This window comes from Streptomyces sp. NPDC015125 (genome assembly GCF_043080045.1).
Classification (GTDB): Bacteria; Actinomycetota; Actinomycetes; order Streptomycetales; family Streptomycetaceae; genus Streptomyces.
The window spans coordinates 50,837-67,931 of the sequence record NZ_JBIBVF010000002.1; the positions used below are offsets into that span (position 1 = coordinate 50,837).

Consider the following 17,095-nt stretch of genomic DNA (forward strand, 5'->3'; position numbering starts at 1 on the left):
ATCCGGTCATGACCGTCCTCGTGGGAACGTCCGGCTGGCAGTACAAGGACTGGCGCGGCGTCCTCTACCCGCAAGACCAGCCGCAGCGGCTGTGGCTGGAGGAGTACGCGCGGCAGTTCGCCACCGTCGAAAGCAATGCCGCTTTCTACCGGCTGCCCGAGGAGAAGACCTTCGCCGACTGGCGGGAACGCACTCCCGAGGGGTTCGTGATGGCCGTCAAGGCGAGCCGCTATCTGACGCACATCAAGCGGCTGCGGGAGCCGCAGGAGCCGGTCGGACGGCTGATGTCGCGCGCCGCCGCCCTGGGCTCCCGGCTCGGGCCCGTCCTGCTCCAACTGCCACCCACGCTGCACGCGGACGCCGGGCTGCTGGATGCCTGCCTCGGCTGCTTCCCCGCCGGTACCCGAGTGGCGGTCGAACCCCGCCACACCTCGTGGTGGGACCCGGAGATCCGCGCCGTGCTGGAGCGCCGGGGCGCCGCGCTGTGCTGGGCGGACCGGGGCTCCCGGCCCGTGACGCCCCTCTGGCGCACCGCCGACTGGGGGTATCTGCGCTTCCACGGGGGCCGTGCGCAACCCGGGCCCCGCTACGGCGGGCAGGCGCTCACCACCTGGGCACGACGGATCGCCGAGACCTGGCCGGACCGGGCGGCCGACGTCTACACCTACTTCAACAACGACACGGGCGGGGCCGCCGTCCTCGACGCCGTCCACTTCGCCCGCGCCGCGTCGGCCACCGGACGCTCCGTGAGCCGTACGCCGTCCGGGCGTGGCTCCGCCCGCTGACCGCGGGGGCGGGATATATCTGCGCTCGTACCACCGGGGCGAGCGAACGAGGTGAGGCACGGATGATCCGCAGACGGGTGGTGGTCTCCGGAGACGTGCAGGGGGTGTTCTTCCGTGACACCTGCCGGCGATTGGCCGGCGAGCACGCAACGGCCGGCTGGGTACGCAACCTGTCCGACGGGACGGTGGAGGCCGTGTTCGAGGGGGAGCCGGAGCGCGTACGGGAACTGGTGGACTGGGCATACGAGGGGCCTCCCATGGCGACCGTCAACACCGTGTCCGTCCATGAAGAAGAGCCGCAGGGGCTCACGGGCTTCGAGATCCGGCCGACGCCCGGCGGGTTCCAGGGAGGGTGACCACACCCCCTGGCCACGCCTTCAGCCCGGGCGGCAGATCTTGGAGGTAGCCGACGGGAGTTCGTTCGTCGAACTCTGCCATGAGTTCCCGGGCGAGGGCGTCCGCGGCCGCCCATAATCCGGTACGTCCGGGAGCTGCCCCAGCTCCACGGTGCGCAGAAGGCCTGCCCCTCCTGCCCGAGTTCGAGCAGGAACCGGGCCACGTACGGAAGATGGCCGCTGCTGGGGTGGAGCATCGAGTACGACAGCAGCCGCACCCTTCGGCCGGTCGAGGTGTCGGCGAGCCGGAGGCGGTCCGCGTCCGCGTACACCGGCAGGTTCTCCAGGCGCAGATCGTGTGCGGTCTTCGCCACGGCGGGGCCGACGCCCAGGGGGAGACGACGGGACAGCCACTGCGGGACGGCGGACACATTGCCGGAACGGGCCACCCTGGGCCGGTAGGCGACACACGCCGGGATCTCGTCCTGCGGTGCGGTGCGTTCGGTGTGCCGGGCCAGATCCCGGACCCGGCCGGCCGACCGGTCGTCGTCCGCCACAGCACCGTCGCGGCGCGCTCCGCTTCCCGGGCCACGTCATGCGGCAGGGTCAGCCGTACGTCCGGCGCCAGATCCGCCTGGAGGACGTCCGCGGCAGGCTGTACCGCCCGCATCCGCCCGCATCCGCCCGCATCCGCCCGCATCCGCTCGCAGACCGCGGTCAGCAGGGCGCGCCGGGAGTCCGGTGGCGCGGCGTCCAAGGAGCGCAACTCGGTCCTGATGGCGTGCGGCTGACGAGCCGTCGGATGGTCGACTCCGTTCAGTCGGTCGCAGACGTGGTCGAGCGGGGTGGTGCAGTCGGGCGGCGGGGTCGGTTCGCTGAGCAGGAAGTGAGCGCGGACGAGCTGCGGGTGGCGGGCGTTGCCTCATTCCCGGAGAGGGCGGCTGATTCAGAGGAAGTCGACTTCAGAGGTGAGCCGCACTCCGGTACGGCGCAGGACCTCCTGGAGCACGATGTCGATGGCCTGGCGGAAACCGGCGGCGCTCGCACCCTCCTCGGCGACCAGGGTGTAGTGCAGGGAGGAAATCCGCACGCCGGTGACGACCGGCCGACGCAGCTCGAATCCGGCCTGCCGGATGAGCCAGCTCGCACTTACCCGTATCGAGCCGTCGGGGAATCGGTTCACCGGTGCCCGGCGCGCCCGCAGGTCGTCGGCCTGGGCGGGGGAGATCTCGGGGCTGAGGAACACACTGCCGACCGAGCGGTCGTCGGTGCCGCTGCATCCCAGCACCATGCCCTTGCTCTTCCGGACGGTGAGCACCGCCTGGGCCACCTCGTCCAGTGGCACCCTGCTCCCGACCGGTACATCGAGTTCGGCGGCGACCGTCCGGTAGGTGACTGGCGCGCTCAGCTCGGACCGGCGCAGCGCGAACACCAGGCTCAGCACGGTCCATCGGCGCGAGCGTTTGAAGACGCTGGTGCGGTGACCCAGGCCGCAGGCCGCCGCATCGATGGTCACCTTGCGGCGCCACGTCCAGTCCCATGCCGTCACTTCCACCAAGGTGTCGGCGGTTTCCTGACCGTAGGCGCCGACATTCTGGACGGGTGTGGCACCGGAGGTCCCGGGGATGCCCACCAGCATCTCCATACCGGTCAGGCCTTCGGCGACGGTGGTGTCGACCAGTTCGGCGAGCGGATGACCGGCCTGGACCTCGACCAGCACCCGCCCGTCGGCGGTGCTCCCGGCGATGCGTACGCCCTTGGTGCTCATCCGCAGCACGGCGCTGTCGCATCCGGCGTCGCCGACCAGGACGTTGCTTCCTTCGCCCAGGCAGACGGGCTCGCCGGGGAAGGAGCCGGCCAGCGCCACGAACTCGGGGAAGTCCGCGGGGTCGGACAGCTCGATGAGGGCCGCCCCCGGTCCGCCGATGCCCAGCGTGGTCATCGGGGCGAGCGGGGCCTCGTGAGTGACTCGCATGTGTTCCTGTTTCTCCTGGCTGCCGTTCCGGGTCCGGAGGGGCCGCCGCGGGTGAGGAACCGGACCGGCCGGACGGGGTGATCGGCGGGACGCTGTCCATGGTGATCACAACGGAGCCGGACCGGTACCGCACCGATGCGCCGAACATTGGCCGGAATGAGGGCAGGGCGGTGTGCGCGAGCCAGGGGAAGGCAGGGGCGAGGCGGAGAGCAGCCCCGGTGCCGGCCGCTCCCGCACGAGCGCGGCAGCGGCCGGCACCGGTGGGCGGCAGCTCGGCGCGGCGTTACGAGACGATGTCCCGCAGCGGCTTGCCCTCCAGGTGGCCGAGGACATTCTGTACGGCGGCCAGCGCGATGCGGACCAGCGTCTCGCGGGTGACTCCCGCGACGTGCGGGGAGAGCACCACGTTCGGGGCCTTGAGCAGACGCAGGGCCGCCGTGGGCGGTTCGGGATCGAAGACGTCGATACCGGCGCCGGCGAGGGTGCCGGCGGCCAGGGCGTCCGCCAGAGCGTCCTGGTCGATCAGGGCGCCGCGGGCGGTGTTGATCACAAAGGCGGTGGGCTTGAGGAGCGCCAGGCGCTCCGCGTCGAGCAGATGGCGGGTCCGCTCGGTGAGCGGGGCGTGCAGGGTGATGTAGTCGGAGGTGCGCAGCAGTTCGTCGAGACCGAGATGACGGGCACCACCGAGGCGGGCCTCGGTCTCCGGGGCGACCGGCTTGGGCCCGGCGTAGACGAGGTCCATGTCGAACGCGAGGGCGCGGCGGGCGACTTCCTCGCCGATGTGGCCGAGGCCGATGATGCCGAGGGTCTTGCCGGACAGCTCGGTGATGGACTGCTGCAGGCGCGGCAGTGCCCAGTCGGCCTCGGCGAGCGCCGTATGGGCCGGGACCAGCTGCTTGGCCAGGGCGAGCATCAGGGCGAAGGTCTGCTCGGCGACGTTCTGCTTCTCCGCGCCGCTGGAGCCGATGTTGCAGACCGGGATCCCCCGTTCGCGGGCCGCGTCCAGGTCGACGTAGTCGAAGCCGTGACTGGCGCACTGGACGAGCTCCAGGTCCGGCGCCGCGGCGAGATGTCCGGCGGTGACCGGGCCCAGGCCGGTGATCAGGAGATGGGCCTCGCGCAGCGCCGCCGGGTCCTCGTCGGTCGTCTCGACGACGGTGACCCGGGCCTGCCCGGGAAAGAGACCGGCCAGCGCGGCTCCGGCGGCGCGGCCGCCGACATGCGGCGAGACGACCGCGAGGACGTTGCGCACGGGGTGCGGCGGTGTGGTGGAGGACGACTCCGGCGAGGTGGTCATGCGGATTCCTTGATGAGGTCGTCGGCGGTCAGCGTGGCCGGGCGGGAGTGCCCGGACAGGGCGAGGGTCAGCTCGAACTCGGCGAGCAGACAGCGGATGACGTGCTCGACGCCCGCCTGCCCGTCGAGGCCGAGCCCATAGGCGTAGGGGCGCCCCACCAGCACCGACCTCGCGCCCAGGGCCAGCGCCTTGAAGATGTCGTCACCCGTGCGGATGCCGCTGTCGAAGAGCACGGTGAGCCGGTCGGCCGCCGCTTCCACGACGCGGGGCAGCGCATCGGCGGCGGCGACGGAGCCCGCCACCTGGCGGCCGCCGTGGTTGGAGACGACCACACCGTCCATCCCGGCCTCGGCGGCCCGCAGGGCGTCCTGAGGGTGCAGGATGCCCTTGAGCACGATCGGGCCGTCCCAGTTCTCCCGCAGGAACGCCAGGTCCGGCCAAGTCTTGGCGGGGTCGGCGAACATCCCCAGGAAGTGCATCACGGCCGCGTTCGGGTCCTCGTGCACCGGCTTGGCGAGCCCCGCACAAAACGCGGGATCGGTGAAGTAGTTGGCGGTGCCCACGCCGTGCAGAAACGGCAGATACGCCTGGTCGAGATCGCGCGGCCGCCAGGCGAGGAGCGGGGTGTCGAGGGTGACGAACAGGGCGGTGTACCCGGCCGCTTTCGCCCGGTGCAGAAAGCTCCTGGTGACCTCGCGGTCCTTGGCCCAGTAGAGCTGGAACCACCGTTCCCCGTCGCCCATCGCCTCGGCGACCTCTTCCATGGGGGTGCTGGAGGCGGAGGACAGGATGTACGGCACGCCCTGGGCCGCGGCGGCGCGGGCGGCGCCGGGCTCGGCGTCGGGATGCATGATCGACAGCACGCCCACCGGCGCCAGTGCGAGCGGCGCGGGCAGCGCCCGGCCGCACACCTCCACGGACAGATCGCGTTCGTGCACCTCGCGCAGCATCCGCGGGACGATCCGATGACGGTGCAGCGCCGCCCGGTTGGCGTCGGCGGTGCTGCCGGTGCCCGCGCTGCCGGCCACATAGCCGACCGGGCCGGGACCCAGGCGCCGCTCGGCCAGCTCCTCCAGCCGCGTCAGATCGGTCGGCAGCCGCGGTACGGCCCCTGTCATGCCGTGGAGATAGATCTCGTACTGGAAGTCCGCCCAGTGCTTCGCCATCCGTATGTCCCGCCTCTCGTCGCTGAGACTGCGTGCTCACCCGAGATCCTGGCGACAGTGACAACACCCGTCCACCGCGGTGCGCACAACACGCGGGTGGAATCATCACCCTGTGATGAAGGAACGGGAGCGCATCCGGCAGCGGCTGATCGCCGACCCCAGGGTGGTCGCCACGATCGTCACCGCCGTGCGCGAGCAGGTCCCGGCCTATGCCGCCCTCGATGACAGCCGCCTCCACGAGGTGCGGGCCATCGCCGCCTGGGCGCTGGACCGATTGCTCCTTCTCTGGGTCACCGACGGCGCACTCACCCCGGCCGACCTCCGCCGGTTCCGTGGGATCGCTGCGGCCCGGGCCGCGGACGGCCGCCCGATGCAGGCGGTCCTGAGGGCCTACCGGGTCGCGGCGACGGTGATGACGGACGAGGTTGCGGCCGCGACGCCCCCACCGGGGGCACCGGACGCCTTCGCGCTCGCGCGGATGGCACTGACCACCCTGGACACCCTCTCCGAGGAGATGGCCACCGCCTACACCGCCACCAGCGAGGATCTCACCGCGGACCGCGACCGGGCGCTGCGCCTGCTTCTCGACGACCTGATCGCGGGACGGCACGCCTCCATCGGCGCGCTGACCGACCGGGCCGCCCGGCTGGGCAGACAACTCCCGGACCCCTACTGCCTCTTGGTGGCGGAGCCCGCAGGCGCGGACGGCACGGGCATGACGCAGGAGGCGGCCGTCGGGCTCCTCGCCTCGCCCGACGGCCAGGGCGGCGACACCACCGCGCTGACGACGGTCCGGGGCTCGCGCGCCGTCCTGCTGCTACCCGCCGCGGCCGGTGCGTCCGCGCCCCGGGCCCTGGGCGAACGGGGTCTGCGGGGCTGTGCCATCTCGGGGGAGAGCCTGGACCGGATCGCCGTCGCCTACCGTCTCGCGGCCGACGCGCTGGACACGGCACCCGCACACGCCCACCACCCCGAGCGGGTCTTGACGGACGGCGACGCCCAGGTGCTGGCGCTCCTGGGCGGGCGGCCCGCCGGCACTCCCGAACAGATCAGCCGCCTGATCCTCGGCCCTCTCCTCCAGCCAGGCCGTCGGCATCTCATGGACGCGCTCACCACCTACCTCGACACGGGCTCCGCGAACGCCGCCGCCCGAAGGCTCGGCCTGCACCCGCAGTCGCTGCGCTACCGGCTGCGCCGGATCCGTGACCTCACGACACGGGATCCGCGTGACCCCTGGCAGCGGCTCACCCTGGACATCGCCCGGACGATCGCGCACTGAGGGGGCCGGCGGTGCCGCTGCCGGCCCCGTCGGTGATCCGTGAGGCAGTCCCGTGGAGTCCCCGTCCGTTCCCGGCGGTCCTCAGGGCCCCCGGTCGCCCCCGTCGGCTGTCCCCAGGTGCCCTCGGTCGGCCCCCGTGAGCTGTCCCCGGTAGTCCCCGGTAGTCCTCAGCGGTGCCCGGTCGTCCCGAGAGTCCTCGGTCCCCCCCGGTGCTCCTCAGCCGTCCTTGTTGGCCTTCAGCTTCCGCCACACCGTGCTCAGCGCTTCGAGGTCGTCCTGGTCGAGGAGATCGGTGAACACCGGGGCCAGACAGGAGCGGCGGGTGGCGTCGGCCTCTTCGAAGAGCCGGCGGCCTTCCGGGGTGAGGGACACCTCGACGGAGCGAGCGTCATGTGCGGAGGGGGTGCGGGTGACCAGCCCGCGGCTTTGGAGGGCGTCCACGACGCGGGAGACCTGGCTGCGGCTGAGCATGGTGCTGTTGCCGAGCACGGAGGCCGGGACCGGGTCCGGGCTGGAGGCGAGCCAGAGCATCACCTCGAACCAGGAGACCGGTAGATCGTGGGCCTTGACCAGGGCGCGGTCCACGCGTTCGGTGAGGACGGTGCCGGCCCAGACCAGCCCGTAGAAAGCGTGGTCGGCCACGGGCATCTCGGCCTGGGTGAGCTTCCTTGTCGCCATGCCGCAAAGGCTACCGGTTGCGTGTGTGCACACATAATGCCTATGGTGTGTGTACACGCACTTAAATTGCTCCGTTGCACGGGGCCGAAAGGTTGGCCATGTCCTCCAAGGTTGTTCTGATCACCGGCACCTCCTCCGGCATCGGCCTGGCTGCCGCTGTCGCCGCGGCTCGGGCCGGCTGGCAGGTCGTGGCCACGCTGCGCGACACCGGCCGCGCCGATGCCCTGCGCAAGGCGGCCGGGGAAGCGGGGGTGGAGCTCGATGTGCGGCAGCTCGATGTCACCGACGAGGCGTCCGTCGCCGCCGCGGTCGACGGGGTGATCGCCGATCACGGCCGGCTCGACGCCGTGATCAACAATGCGGGTGCCGGGCACCTCGGCACGCTGGAGAACGAGTCCGTCGCCGAGGTGCGCGCGGTGATGGAGGTCAACTTCTTCGGTGTGCTTCATGTCTCGAAGGCGGCGCTGCCTCATCTGCGCGCCTCTGGCGGCCGTCTGATCACCGTCACCAGCGTCGGCGGGGTCATCGGGCAGCCCTTCAACGAGGCCTACTGCGCCGCCAAGTTCGCCGTCGAGGGCTACATGGAGAGCCTGGCGCCGGTGGCCGCGAAGGCCGGGGTGACGGTCTCCGTCGTGGAGCCCGGCGCGGTGGCGACCGAATTCGTCAACAACATCGGGGTCGACCGGGAGGGCGAGGTCGCCGCCGCGGGCCCCTATGCGGACGCGCTGCAGGCCTACCTGGACCGCACCGCCGCGCAGTTCGCCGGCAGTGCGCAGACCCCGGCCGAGGCCGCCGACGCCGTACTGGAGGCGCTCACCGCGGACCGGCCCGCGTTCCGTCTCCAGACGTCGGACTGGGCGCGCGGCTTCACCGGCACCAAGCTCGCCGACCTGGACGGCTCGGCGGTGCTCGGCCTCACCGGCGGCTGGGTGGGCTGACCCGGCGCGAGCGATTCCTCGATGGCCGTGGCCCGGGTTCTCTTGGTGAAAGAGGGCCCGGGCGCAAAAAATTAAGCTAAAGAGATTCCCAGGGATTCCCCATTTCGGTTGTGGTATTCAGCTGTTCGGCGGAAAGGTTTCGGCGTGCTTCCCGCCCGGACGTCGCGGGCCCGTCGCAGATTGGTCTTGACCACTTCCCGTTCGGCTCGATGGCGCCCCGGAAAGGCTGCGTGCAGCATCTATTTTTTCTCTCCGCTCACGGCCCGGTGTGCGCGGTGAAAGGGTGCGTCCGCGTTCGCCTGTGCACCGAAGCCCGGTGCGGTCGGTCAACTCCATTCGGATAACGCCTGGTTGACGCGTCGGCCGGCGCTGCGGAACCCGACTTCCGCCGCTTCGTGCGGCCGAAGTGAGAGCGTTGGAACCGGAGCGTTACGGCGCGTTCCGGAATGAATTGACCGTTTCGGTACTGTCCGGGATGTCCGCCGCCTGACAGGGGTTCAGAGAGTCAAATCACAGCTCCCTTCCATATCGTTATTGCTTCGATTCTTGACGGTAGGGCCGAAGATGACGTTCACTTCAGCCGTTCATGGGTCGGTCAGGCGGCCCCTTTGGAGGTACCGGGAATGAATGCAATAATGCGGCGCGCTCTCACCGGCGCGATGGCGCTTTCGCTGGCAGCGCCCTTGGCGGCCTGTGGAAGCGATCATCAGGATGCCGGTGCCGGCAAGGACTCCATTGGGCTGCTCCTCCCAGAGAGCAAAGCGGCCCGGTACGAGAAGTTCGACCGCCGCATTATCTCGTCGCGCGTTGCGTCCCTCTGCCTCGACTGCACAGTCGACTACCACAATGCCGAGCAGCAGGTCGATGCCCAGAAGAGACAGTTCGAAGCCCTGGTGAAGAAGGGCGTCAAGGTCATCATTCTGGACCCGGTCGACGCCGCGGCGGCCAAGAGCTGGGTGGACTCGGCCGCCAAGAAGGGCGTCAAGGTCATCGCGTACGACCGGCTCGCCGAGGGCGATGTCGCGGCGTATGTCTCCTACGACAACGAGAAGATAGGCCGGCTCCAGGGGCAGGGGATTCTTGCCGCCCTCGGTTCCCAGGCGGCCACGTCCGACGTCGTCATGATGAACGGCTCTCCGACCGACCCGAATGCACCGTCCTACAAGAAGGGCGCCCATGCCGTCCTCGACGGCAAGGTCCATAAGATCGTCTACGAGAAGGACATCCCCGACTGGTCCGCGGCGGCGGCCAAGAAGGAGATGGGCGACTTCATCGACGCCCATGGCGCGGAGGGTTTTGACGCGGTCTACTCGGCCAATGACGGTATGGCGGGCGGTATCGCCGCGGCGCTCAAGTCGGCCGGTATCAAGAATGTGCCGGTCGGTGGCCAGGACGCCGAACTTCCCGCGCTGCAGCGGCTGGTAGCCGGTACCCAGACGTTCACCATTTACAAGGAAGTCAGGCCGGAGGCCGAAACCGCCGCCGAAATCGCCTTCCGCCTGCTGCGGGGCAAGAGCATCAAGTCCCTGACGTCGGCCACCGCCGACAGCAAGAGCAAGTCCGGTATCCCCGCCCAGTTGTTCAAGGCACAGATGGTCACCCGGAAGAATATGAAGGACACCGTCGTCCGCGACGGCGCCGTCCGCATCGACCTGCTCTGCGACGGTCTTGCCGCCGAATGCAAGTCCCTCGACCTGGAGTGACCACCCCCGGTCAGGGGGAAGAGCGGACCGGCTCCCCGAGCCAGTCGTACGCGGCCCGCGCCGTGAATTCCCCCTGACCGCCCTTGAACAGCAGCCCGGCGCTCGCGAACGCCGGGTCGTCGGCGGTGGCGGCCACATACGGGACGGCGATGCACCGCATTCCCGCCCGGTGTGCCGCGCGCGCACCGGGCGCCGCGTCCTCCAGCACCACACAGCGGGCGGGATCGACGCCCAGCCGGCGCGCCGCCTCCAGGAACACATCCGGCTCGGGCTTGCCGTGCGCCACCTCCTCCGCGGACACCACGGTGGTCAGCAGCGCATCGAGCCCGGTGCCGGCCAGCACCGCCTCGATCGCGGCCCGGGACGAGCCGGACGCCACGGCCATCGGATGCCCGGCCGCCGACAGCAGCTCCACGAACGCGCGCATCTCGGGGAAGACCTCGGTGTGCGCCCGGGCCAGCTCCAGATAGGTACGGTTCTTGCCGGCCAGCAGCTCTTCGAGCGGCGCGTCGATGCCGAACTCCCGGCTGAGGATCTCCAGGGTCTCGCGGGTGCCGATGCCGATGAAGCGGGTGTGCTGCTCCCAGCTGAAGTCCGGCACGCCGTACCCGGCCAGCAGCCGGCGCCCCGCCTCGTAGTAGTTCGGCTCGCTGTCCACCAGCGTGCCGTCGAGATCGAAGATCACCGGAGCGGGTGGGGCAGGCGTGACCGGGGAGGCGGCGGAGGTGGTCATATCCACCAGCATGCCAAGCGGCCGGCTCAAGGCGATCCGGCGGTGCCCACCGCCTCGACCAGCGGCAGCATGCGATGCGGCACCCGCTCGCGCAGCGCCACCTCCGTACGGGTGCGGACCACGCCCGGCAGGCTGATCAGCCGCTGGATCACATCCTCCAGATGCTCCGCGTCCCGTGCCACCACCCGGGTGAGCAGATCGCCGCCGCCGGTCGTCGAGAACGCCTCGATGATCTGCGGGACCTCCGCCAGCGCGTCGGCCACCTCCTCCAGGTGGCCCTGGGTGACCTCGATGTGGACGAAGGCGAGAACGGGATGGCCGAGCGCGGCGGGGGACAGTCGAGGGCTGTAGGCGGTGATCACGCCGTCCCGTTCGAGGCGGTCCAGGCGCGCCTGCACGGTTCCCCGGGCGACCCCGAGGAGGCGTGCGTACTCCCGCACACTGGTGCGCGGCTGCTCCAGCAGCAGCCGAAGGATCTTGGCGTCGAGGGCATCCACGGGCATGGTGCAACGGCCTCCTCACGAGGGCGGCGGGCTTCCTGGGGAGTCGTGACTGTACCCAGGGTCCGGTGAAGGCAGTGCCGGGCGAGCCAGCTGCGCCCGCGGTCGGTGCGCTTCCTTCGCCGCCGCGGCCCCTCCCGCCTTGGCTGCTGTGGACCTCCGGCCTTCGCCTACGGGGGACCTCCGGCCTTCGCCTACGGGGGGCCTCCGGCCTTCGCCTCCGGCGGCCTGCCGGCCTGCGTTCGCCCTGTATCGGGCCGGATCCGCGAGGTCGGCCGCCCGCCGACACGCGCTTGCGGCCCGGCCCGGCACGTCAGCTATTCGGTGTTGCTAGCTACCGGTAGTCGGTGTTACTTTGTACCGGTAGTCAGCGACACTGAATAGGCGGAAGGAGGGTGTTGTTCCATGGGCAAGCAGGTGACGGAGATGCTCAAGGGAACGCTGGAGGGCATCGTCCTCGCGATCCTGTCCCGCCGGCCCGCCTACGGCTACGAGATCACGGCGTGGCTGCGGGATCAGGGCTTCTCTGACATTGCCGAAGGCACCATCTACGCGCTGCTCGTCAGGATCGAGCAGCGCGGCTTCGTCGACGTGGCGAAGGTCCCGTCCGAGAAGGGGCCGCCGCGCAAGGTGTACTCCCTCAACGTTCAGGGACGGGAACATCTCGAAGAGTTCTGGAGGACCTGGAGCTTCCTCGCGGAACGGCTCGAACAGCTCCGCGAAGGAGGCAGATGACCATGTCCGACGCTGAAAAAGGTGGCTTCCTCACCAAGATGATCGGTCCCAAGCGGCGGTGGCGGCAGTACAAGGCGCGCGTGAAGCAGCTTCCCGAGAACTACCGCACGGCGGTGGAGGCGATCCAGCGGTACCTGATGCACTTCGCGCCGACCGACGGTGACAGCAGTGCGTCGATGTTCGAAGACCTCGCCGACCTGTTCGAACAGGCCGCGGCGGACGGAACGCCGATCCGCGGGATCGTCGGAGAGGACCCGGCGGAGTTCGTCGAGGCGTTCGTCCGGAACTACTCGGAGGGTGGCTATGTCCCCACCCGTGCGCGGAAGCAGCTGACCGACGCCATCACACGCGCCGCCGGCGAGGACACCGTGGAAGAAGGCAAGACGGTCTGACAGCGGCACGGCGCATTGTGCCCGGCGCCGAGCGCCACTTTCATCGGCTGCCGGCACCAGGCGGCCACGGGGCCATGCCCGGCCGGCTCCTTCCCGCCGCGTGTCAGCGGCGACGTCCACATCGGCGACGGCCGGCGTCGGAGCCGTTATCGAACGCCAGAGGTAAGGACATTCATGATGGGAAAAGGCAGCAGCGGCTTCTCCGAAGCAGGGTTACGCAGACTGCGCGACGTACTGGCGCGGCATGTCGAGTCAGGGAAGATTCCCGGGCTCGTCGCCCTGGTCAGCCGGGGCGGTGAGACGCACGTCGAAGCGATGGGGACGATGCGCCATGGCGGTGGCGTGCCGATGCGCCGGGACACCATCTTCCGGATGGCCTCGACGACCAAGCCGGTCGCGATGGCGGCGGCGATGGTCCTGCTCGACGAATGCAGGCTGCGGCTGGACGACCCGGTCGAGCCGTGGCTGCCGGAACTCGCCGACCGACAGGTGCTGAAGCGGCCCGACGGCCCGCTGGACGACACCGTGCCGGCGCGGCGTCCGATCACCGTACGGGACCTGCTCACCTCCACGTTCGGGCTCGGACTGGATATGACGGCGCCGACCTCTTCGGTCATGGGCGCGTTCTTCGAGCAGGGGGTTTACGGCCGGGAATGGTTGCTGCCGGCATCGGAGCCGGACGAGTGGATGCGCCGCCTTGGCACGCTTCCGCTGATGTACCAGCCCGGAGAGCGGTGGCTGTACCACGTCAGCAATGACGTGCTCGGCGTGCTCGTGGCCAGGGTCACCGGCCAGTCGTTCGAGACGTTCCTGCGCGAACGCATCTTCGATCCGCTGGGCATGAAGGACACCGGTTTCCACGTACCCGCCGACAAGATCGACCGGCTGCCGCCCCTGTACGCCCCCGATCCGCAGACCGGGGAGTTCCTCGTGGCGGACGAGGTCGAAGGGGGACACCACAGCAAGCCCCCGGCGTTCGAGTCGGGCGGCGGACTCGACTCAACCGTCGACGACTATCACGCCTACTTTCAGATGCTGCTCAACCACGGGATGCACGGGACCCAACGGATCCTGTCCCGGCCCTCCGTTGAGCTGATGACCACCAACCGCCTCACGCCCGAGCAGCGAGCCGCCCTGGAAGGCTGGGCCCGCAGCGTCGTCCATCTCTCACACGGCCAGGGGCAGCACGGCGGCTGGGGCTTCGGGATGGCGGTGCGCACCTACCGTGGTGACTTCGCGCCCATCGGCCAGTTCGGCTGGGACGGCGGAACCGGCACCACTACATACGCCGACCCGGACAACCAAGTCGTCGGCATCCTGCTCACCCAGACCGGGATGTCCACCCCGGATTCGGCGCGGGCCATCCACGACTTCTGGACCACGCTCTACCAGGCCATCGACGACTGACGCCGGGCCCGGGCCCCGGGCCCGGGCCCGGGCCCGGTAGGCCCGCCCTCAACCCACGGCACCCGATGGTCAGCCCCTGGCCTGGTGAACCATCAATTCTCCGGCACTCGCAGCTGCTGGTCCGTGCCACGCCACCCATGCCACGGCACGGCACGGCGGCTTCCGGGGTCGGGACCGGGGCGAGCGCCGGCGGCCGGGCTTGTCGCCCCGATCCCGCCCAATGGCCCCCTCCTGGCCCCGGGTGAGCGCGTAGGGCTGTACCAATGGCACAGCCTTGGTGGCGTCTGTTGAGCAATATGCCGAAGAAGTGTTGTGATGGCCCCGTCGATGGCGCTGCGGATTCCGCGGCGCCTTTTTCATGCGGGAACGGCGAAGGGCGGAAGCTGTGCTGAAGAGGATGTTCGTGGCTCCGGATCCGGGGTGGCTGCGGCTGCGCAGCGCCGCCCGGTCCGTCCTCGGCATCGGCCTGGCGGTCACGGTGTGCGGTGTCGCCGGGCACTCGCTCGTCGCGGCCATCACCGGCGGGCTCGCCGCGCTGCTCGCCCTCTTCACGGTCACCGACACGACGGTCCGCGCGCAGATGGTGACCACGGCGCTGCTGCCCGCGGCCGGCTTCCCGGTGCTCGCCGTCGCGGCGGTGCTCCATGATCATCCGGTGGGGCGCGGCGTGGTCTTCGCCGCGGTGGTGGGCGCGGGGGTCTACGCCCGCCGCTGGGGGCCGCGTGGCCATGCGCTGGGGGTGTTCGCGTTCATGACCTTCTTCGCGGCGCAGTTCCTGCACACGGTGCCGGGCCAGCTGCCCGAGCTGTATGCCTCGGTCGCCCTCGCCCTTGCCGTTTCCTCGGCCATCCGCTTCGGAGTGTGGTGCTACGAGCGCAGGCTGCCCCCGGCCGTCCTGCCCGCCCCGCCGCTCGGCAGGGGGCTCGCCCGGGCGACCACCCGCCAGGCGATCCAGGCCACCGCAGGCAGCGCCTTCGCCCTCGTCATGGGCCAGCTGCTCTCCGAGCAGCGCTGGTACTGGGCCGTGGGCGCCACCTGGTGGATCTTCGTGAACACCACCTCGCGCGGCGAGACGCTGGTCCGCGGCTTCCGCCGGACCCTCGGCACGGTGATCGGCATCGTCCTCGGTCTGCTCGTCGCCGTCCCGCTGCACGGTGCCGTCGTCCCCACGGCGGTCCTGGTCGCGGTGAGCGTCTTCGGGATCTTCTACACCGCCGCTGTCTCCTATACCTGGATGATGCTCGCGGTGACCTTGATGGCCACGTTGCTGTACGGGCTCCTGGGAGTGCTGGACTACGGCCTGCTCACGCTGCGTCTCGCAGAGACCGGTGTGGGGGTGCTCGGCGCGGCGCTGGCGGTGCTCTTCGTGCTGCCCGTCACGACCCATGCCACCACCGACGCCTGGATCGAGCGCGCCCTGCGCTGTGTGCACCACTGCACCGCCGAGGCCGCCGCCCGCCTCGCGGGTTCCGCGACCGCCGACCCCGCGCCACACGTCGCCGAGCTGGGGCCGTTGCTGAGCCGGGTGCGACTGTCGCTCTCCCCGCTCGTGCACCCCCTGAGCCCGCTGCGTGCCCGCAAGGCGCGGGCACATCAGGTGCTGGCGCTGCTCGACGACTGCGCCCGTGAAGTGCGCGGGCTGGCCTCCATCGCCGCCGACCCGGAGGCCTCCCACGATGCCCGGCTCACCGCCTCGTGCCAGCGTGTGGAGGCCGCCGTCGAGGCGCTGACCGCACCGCACGGGGCACGCGATGCGGGAGCCGCCGCCGTCGTTGTGGCGCATCCTCCCGCCGCGGAACCCGCGCTGGCCCATCTCCACAGCCTGGAGCGGGCGCTGGCCGAACTCTCCGCGCCCCTGCGCAGTTCCCCGCGCGCCCCACTGGTCGACGCCTGACCACGGTCCATCCGGACGGACGCGGCGGGCCGTGCGCACTTCTCGGCGTCCGGAGCGCTCCGTGATGCACGTACAGGCCTGCGCGCGCGAGGACGCGCGCCCGTGGGCGGGAACCGGCCATCGCCACCACGGCCCCGCCCCCGGCTGTTAGCGTCGCCGGGGCACTCGACGGGTATTCGACGGGCGTCCCGACGGGCAGGCGGACGAAGGGCGGACCAGTGGGGACGAGCGACCACGGGCGACGCGCGTACATCGGATCGTTCACCGCGGCCGGCGGCCTCGGCATCACCACCGCGGCCGTCCACCCGGGGACCGGCGCACTCACCCCGCTGCACTCCACCGACGTCCTCCCCAACCCCTCCTACCTGGCCCCGAGCCCCGACGGCAGGTTCCTCTACGTGGTCAGCGAGACGCCGGACGGCACCGCAGCCGCCTTCGCCCTCACCCCTCAGGGGCCCGAACTGCTCGCACCTGCCGTCCCCGTGGACGGCGCCGATCCCACCCATCTCACCCTGGCCGACGGCCACCTCGTCACCGCCAACTACAGCTCCGGCAGCGTCAGTACGCTCCCCGTACGGGACGACGGCACGCTCGCCGGCCCCGCCACCGTGCTCGCCCACCGGGGCAACGGCCCGCAGGCCGACCGCCAGTCGGGCCCGCACGCCCACGCCGTCCTGCCCGACCCCAGTGGTCGCTGGCTGCTCAGCGTCGACCTGGGCACCGACTCGGTCCGCAGCTGCGCCCTGGCCCCGGTCGGCGGCACGCTGTCGGTACACGCCGAGACCCGGCTGCGGCCCGGCTGCGGCCCGCGCCATCTCGCCTTCCACCCGCACGGTGACCGCGCCTATGTCATCAACGAACTCGGTCCGACGGTCACGGTCTGCCGATGGGACGGCGGTACCGGTGCGCTGACGCCGCTGGGGGAGACCCGCCTCCTCCCGGACGGGGCCGGCGCGGCCGGCACCTTCCCCTCCGAACTGGTCGTCTCCCTCGACGGCCGGTTCGCCTGGGCCGCCAACCGGGGCCACGACAGCCTCGCCGTCCTCTCCCTCGACGGCGACACCGCCACCCTCGTCACCACCGTCCCCTGCGGCGGCCGCTGGCCCCGCGATCTGGCGCTGCACCCCGACGGCCGGCACCTCTACGCCGCCAATGAGCGCTCCGGTGACGTCACCTGGTTCACCGTCGACCCGGCGACCGGCATCCCGGCCCGGGGCGGATCCGTCGGGGCGCCGGCCGCCTCCTGCGTGGTCTTCGCCTGAGCCGCCCCGGGCGGCC

At 71.0% G+C, this 17,095-nt stretch carries 15 protein-coding genes and 3 pseudogenes; 10 read left to right on the forward strand and 8 right to left on the reverse strand.

Annotated features, from left to right (window positions below; translation table 11 throughout):
• The first annotated feature begins 8 nt into the window (after nt 1-8).
• Both ACF088_RS05220 and ACF088_RS05225 read left to right on the forward strand, forming a co-directional pair.
• Nucleotides 9-785: a DUF72 domain-containing protein gene (locus ACF088_RS05220; protein ID WP_392374048.1), complete on the forward strand. Its 777-nt coding sequence runs from the start codon at nt 9-11 to the stop codon at nt 783-785.
• A gap of 62 nt (nt 786-847) precedes the next feature.
• Nucleotides 848-1,141: an acylphosphatase gene (locus ACF088_RS05225; protein WP_392374049.1), complete on the forward strand. Its 294-nt coding sequence runs from the start codon at nt 848-850 to the stop codon at nt 1,139-1,141.
• 137 nt (nt 1,142-1,278) lie between these two features.
• Here ACF088_RS05225 and ACF088_RS05230 read toward each other — a convergent pair.
• From ACF088_RS05230 to ACF088_RS05250, 5 genes and pseudogenes are all read right to left on the reverse strand, one after another.
• Nucleotides 1,279-1,677 (reverse strand): annotated as a pseudogene (locus ACF088_RS05230) (lantibiotic dehydratase); the annotation flags it as partial.
• Nucleotides 1,674-2,012: pseudogene (locus ACF088_RS05235) on the reverse strand (lantibiotic dehydratase); the annotation flags it as partial. The pseudogenes ACF088_RS05235 and ACF088_RS05230, both read right to left, overlap by 4 nt.
• Nucleotides 2,013-2,066: 54 nt before the next feature.
• A pseudogene (locus ACF088_RS05240) lies at nt 2,067-3,104 on the reverse strand (UDP-N-acetylmuramate dehydrogenase); the annotation flags it as partial.
• A gap of 274 nt (nt 3,105-3,378) precedes the next feature.
• The gene (locus ACF088_RS05245; protein ID WP_392374050.1) at nt 3,379-4,392 is read right to left on the reverse strand and encodes a 2-hydroxyacid dehydrogenase; all 1,014 of its coding nucleotides are present in this window, start codon (nt 4,390-4,392) and stop codon (nt 3,379-3,381) included.
• A complete protein-coding gene (locus ACF088_RS05250) occupies nt 4,389-5,558 on the reverse strand; it encodes a lactate 2-monooxygenase (RefSeq protein ID WP_392374051.1) in 1,170 nt (389 codons plus the stop codon). The genes ACF088_RS05245 and ACF088_RS05250 overlap by 4 nt, the downstream gene beginning before the upstream one ends.
• A 115-nt stretch (nt 5,559-5,673) precedes the next feature.
• On the opposite strand from ACF088_RS05250, the gene ACF088_RS05255 reads away from it, so the two are divergent.
• A complete protein-coding gene (locus tag ACF088_RS05255) occupies nt 5,674-6,837 on the forward strand; it encodes a PucR family transcriptional regulator (RefSeq protein ID WP_392374052.1) in 1,164 nt (387 codons plus the stop codon).
• 216 nt (nt 6,838-7,053) lie between these two features.
• Here ACF088_RS05255 and ACF088_RS05260 read toward each other — a convergent pair whose 3' ends face one another.
• Complete coding sequence (locus tag ACF088_RS05260; RefSeq protein WP_392374053.1) at nt 7,054-7,515, reverse strand: MarR family winged helix-turn-helix transcriptional regulator; 462 nt, start codon at nt 7,513-7,515, stop codon at nt 7,054-7,056.
• A gap of 98 nt (nt 7,516-7,613) precedes the next feature.
• Here ACF088_RS05260 and ACF088_RS05265 point away from each other — a divergent pair, with 98 nt between their 5' ends.
• Both ACF088_RS05265 and ACF088_RS05270 read left to right on the forward strand, forming a co-directional pair.
• A complete protein-coding gene (locus ACF088_RS05265) occupies nt 7,614-8,453 on the forward strand; it encodes an SDR family oxidoreductase (protein WP_392374054.1) in 840 nt (279 codons plus the stop codon).
• Nucleotides 8,454-9,076: 623 nt separating this feature from the next.
• Nucleotides 9,077-10,156, forward strand: a complete 1,080-nt coding sequence (locus tag ACF088_RS05270) for a sugar ABC transporter substrate-binding protein (protein WP_392374055.1) — start codon at nt 9,077-9,079, stop codon at nt 10,154-10,156.
• Between the two features lie 10 nt (nt 10,157-10,166).
• Here the strand turns inward: ACF088_RS05270 and ACF088_RS05275 are convergent, their stop codons facing one another.
• Both ACF088_RS05275 and ACF088_RS05280 read right to left on the reverse strand, forming a co-directional pair.
• On the reverse strand, nt 10,167-10,889 hold the full coding sequence (locus ACF088_RS05275) for an HAD family hydrolase (RefSeq protein ID WP_392374056.1): 723 nt from the start codon (nt 10,887-10,889) through the stop codon (nt 10,167-10,169).
• 26 nt (nt 10,890-10,915) lie between these two features.
• Entirely contained in the window at nt 10,916-11,392 is a 477-nt protein-coding gene (locus ACF088_RS05280; RefSeq protein WP_392374057.1) for an Lrp/AsnC family transcriptional regulator, read from the reverse strand.
• Nucleotides 11,393-11,794: 402 nt separating this feature from the next.
• On the opposite strand from ACF088_RS05280, the gene ACF088_RS05285 reads away from it, so the two are divergent.
• From ACF088_RS05285 to ACF088_RS05305, 5 genes are all read left to right on the forward strand, one after another.
• Nucleotides 11,795-12,124 (forward strand): PadR family transcriptional regulator, encoded by a 330-nt coding sequence (locus ACF088_RS05285; protein WP_392374058.1) that lies wholly within the window; start codon nt 11,795-11,797, stop codon nt 12,122-12,124.
• A gap of 2 nt (nt 12,125-12,126) precedes the next feature.
• Entirely contained in the window at nt 12,127-12,516 is a 390-nt protein-coding gene (locus ACF088_RS05290) for a DUF1048 domain-containing protein (RefSeq protein WP_392374059.1), read from the forward strand.
• A 177-nt stretch (nt 12,517-12,693) separates the two neighbouring features.
• Nucleotides 12,694-13,923 (forward strand): serine hydrolase domain-containing protein, encoded by a 1,230-nt coding sequence (locus ACF088_RS05295; protein ID WP_392374060.1) that lies wholly within the window; start codon nt 12,694-12,696, stop codon nt 13,921-13,923.
• A 385-nt stretch (nt 13,924-14,308) separates the two neighbouring features.
• Entirely contained in the window at nt 14,309-15,817 is a 1,509-nt protein-coding gene (locus ACF088_RS05300; protein WP_392374061.1) for an FUSC family protein, read from the forward strand.
• A 218-nt stretch (nt 15,818-16,035) separates the two neighbouring features.
• A complete protein-coding gene (locus tag ACF088_RS05305; RefSeq protein ID WP_392374062.1) occupies nt 16,036-17,079 on the forward strand; it encodes a lactonase family protein in 1,044 nt (347 codons plus the stop codon).
• Nucleotides 17,080-17,095 lie beyond the last annotated feature (16 nt).

Bases quoted from the DNA above. Each gene is read 5' to 3' on its own strand.
- ACF088_RS05220 (WP_392374048.1), top strand. From the start codon at position 9: ATGACCGTCCTCGTGGGAACGTCCGGCTGGCAGTACAAGGACTGGCGC.
- ACF088_RS05225 (WP_392374049.1), top strand. From the start codon at position 848: ATGATCCGCAGACGGGTGGTGGTCTCCGGAGACGTGCAGGGGGTGTTC.
- ACF088_RS05245 (WP_392374050.1), bottom strand. From the start codon at position 4,392: ATGACCACCTCGCCGGAGTCGTCCTCCACCACACCGCCGCACCCCGTG.
- ACF088_RS05250 (WP_392374051.1), bottom strand. From the start codon at position 5,558: ATGGCGAAGCACTGGGCGGACTTCCAGTACGAGATCTATCTCCACGGC.
- ACF088_RS05255 (WP_392374052.1), top strand. From the start codon at position 5,674: ATGAAGGAACGGGAGCGCATCCGGCAGCGGCTGATCGCCGACCCCAGG.
- ACF088_RS05260 (WP_392374053.1), bottom strand. From the start codon at position 7,515: ATGGCGACAAGGAAGCTCACCCAGGCCGAGATGCCCGTGGCCGACCAC.
- ACF088_RS05265 (WP_392374054.1), top strand. From the start codon at position 7,614: ATGTCCTCCAAGGTTGTTCTGATCACCGGCACCTCCTCCGGCATCGGC.
- ACF088_RS05270 (WP_392374055.1), top strand. From the start codon at position 9,077: ATGAATGCAATAATGCGGCGCGCTCTCACCGGCGCGATGGCGCTTTCG.
- ACF088_RS05275 (WP_392374056.1), bottom strand. From the start codon at position 10,889: ATGACCACCTCCGCCGCCTCCCCGGTCACGCCTGCCCCACCCGCTCCG.
- ACF088_RS05280 (WP_392374057.1), bottom strand. From the start codon at position 11,392: ATGCCCGTGGATGCCCTCGACGCCAAGATCCTTCGGCTGCTGCTGGAG.
- ACF088_RS05285 (WP_392374058.1), top strand. From the start codon at position 11,795: ATGGGCAAGCAGGTGACGGAGATGCTCAAGGGAACGCTGGAGGGCATC.
- ACF088_RS05290 (WP_392374059.1), top strand. From the start codon at position 12,127: ATGTCCGACGCTGAAAAAGGTGGCTTCCTCACCAAGATGATCGGTCCC.
- ACF088_RS05295 (WP_392374060.1), top strand. From the start codon at position 12,694: ATGGGAAAAGGCAGCAGCGGCTTCTCCGAAGCAGGGTTACGCAGACTG.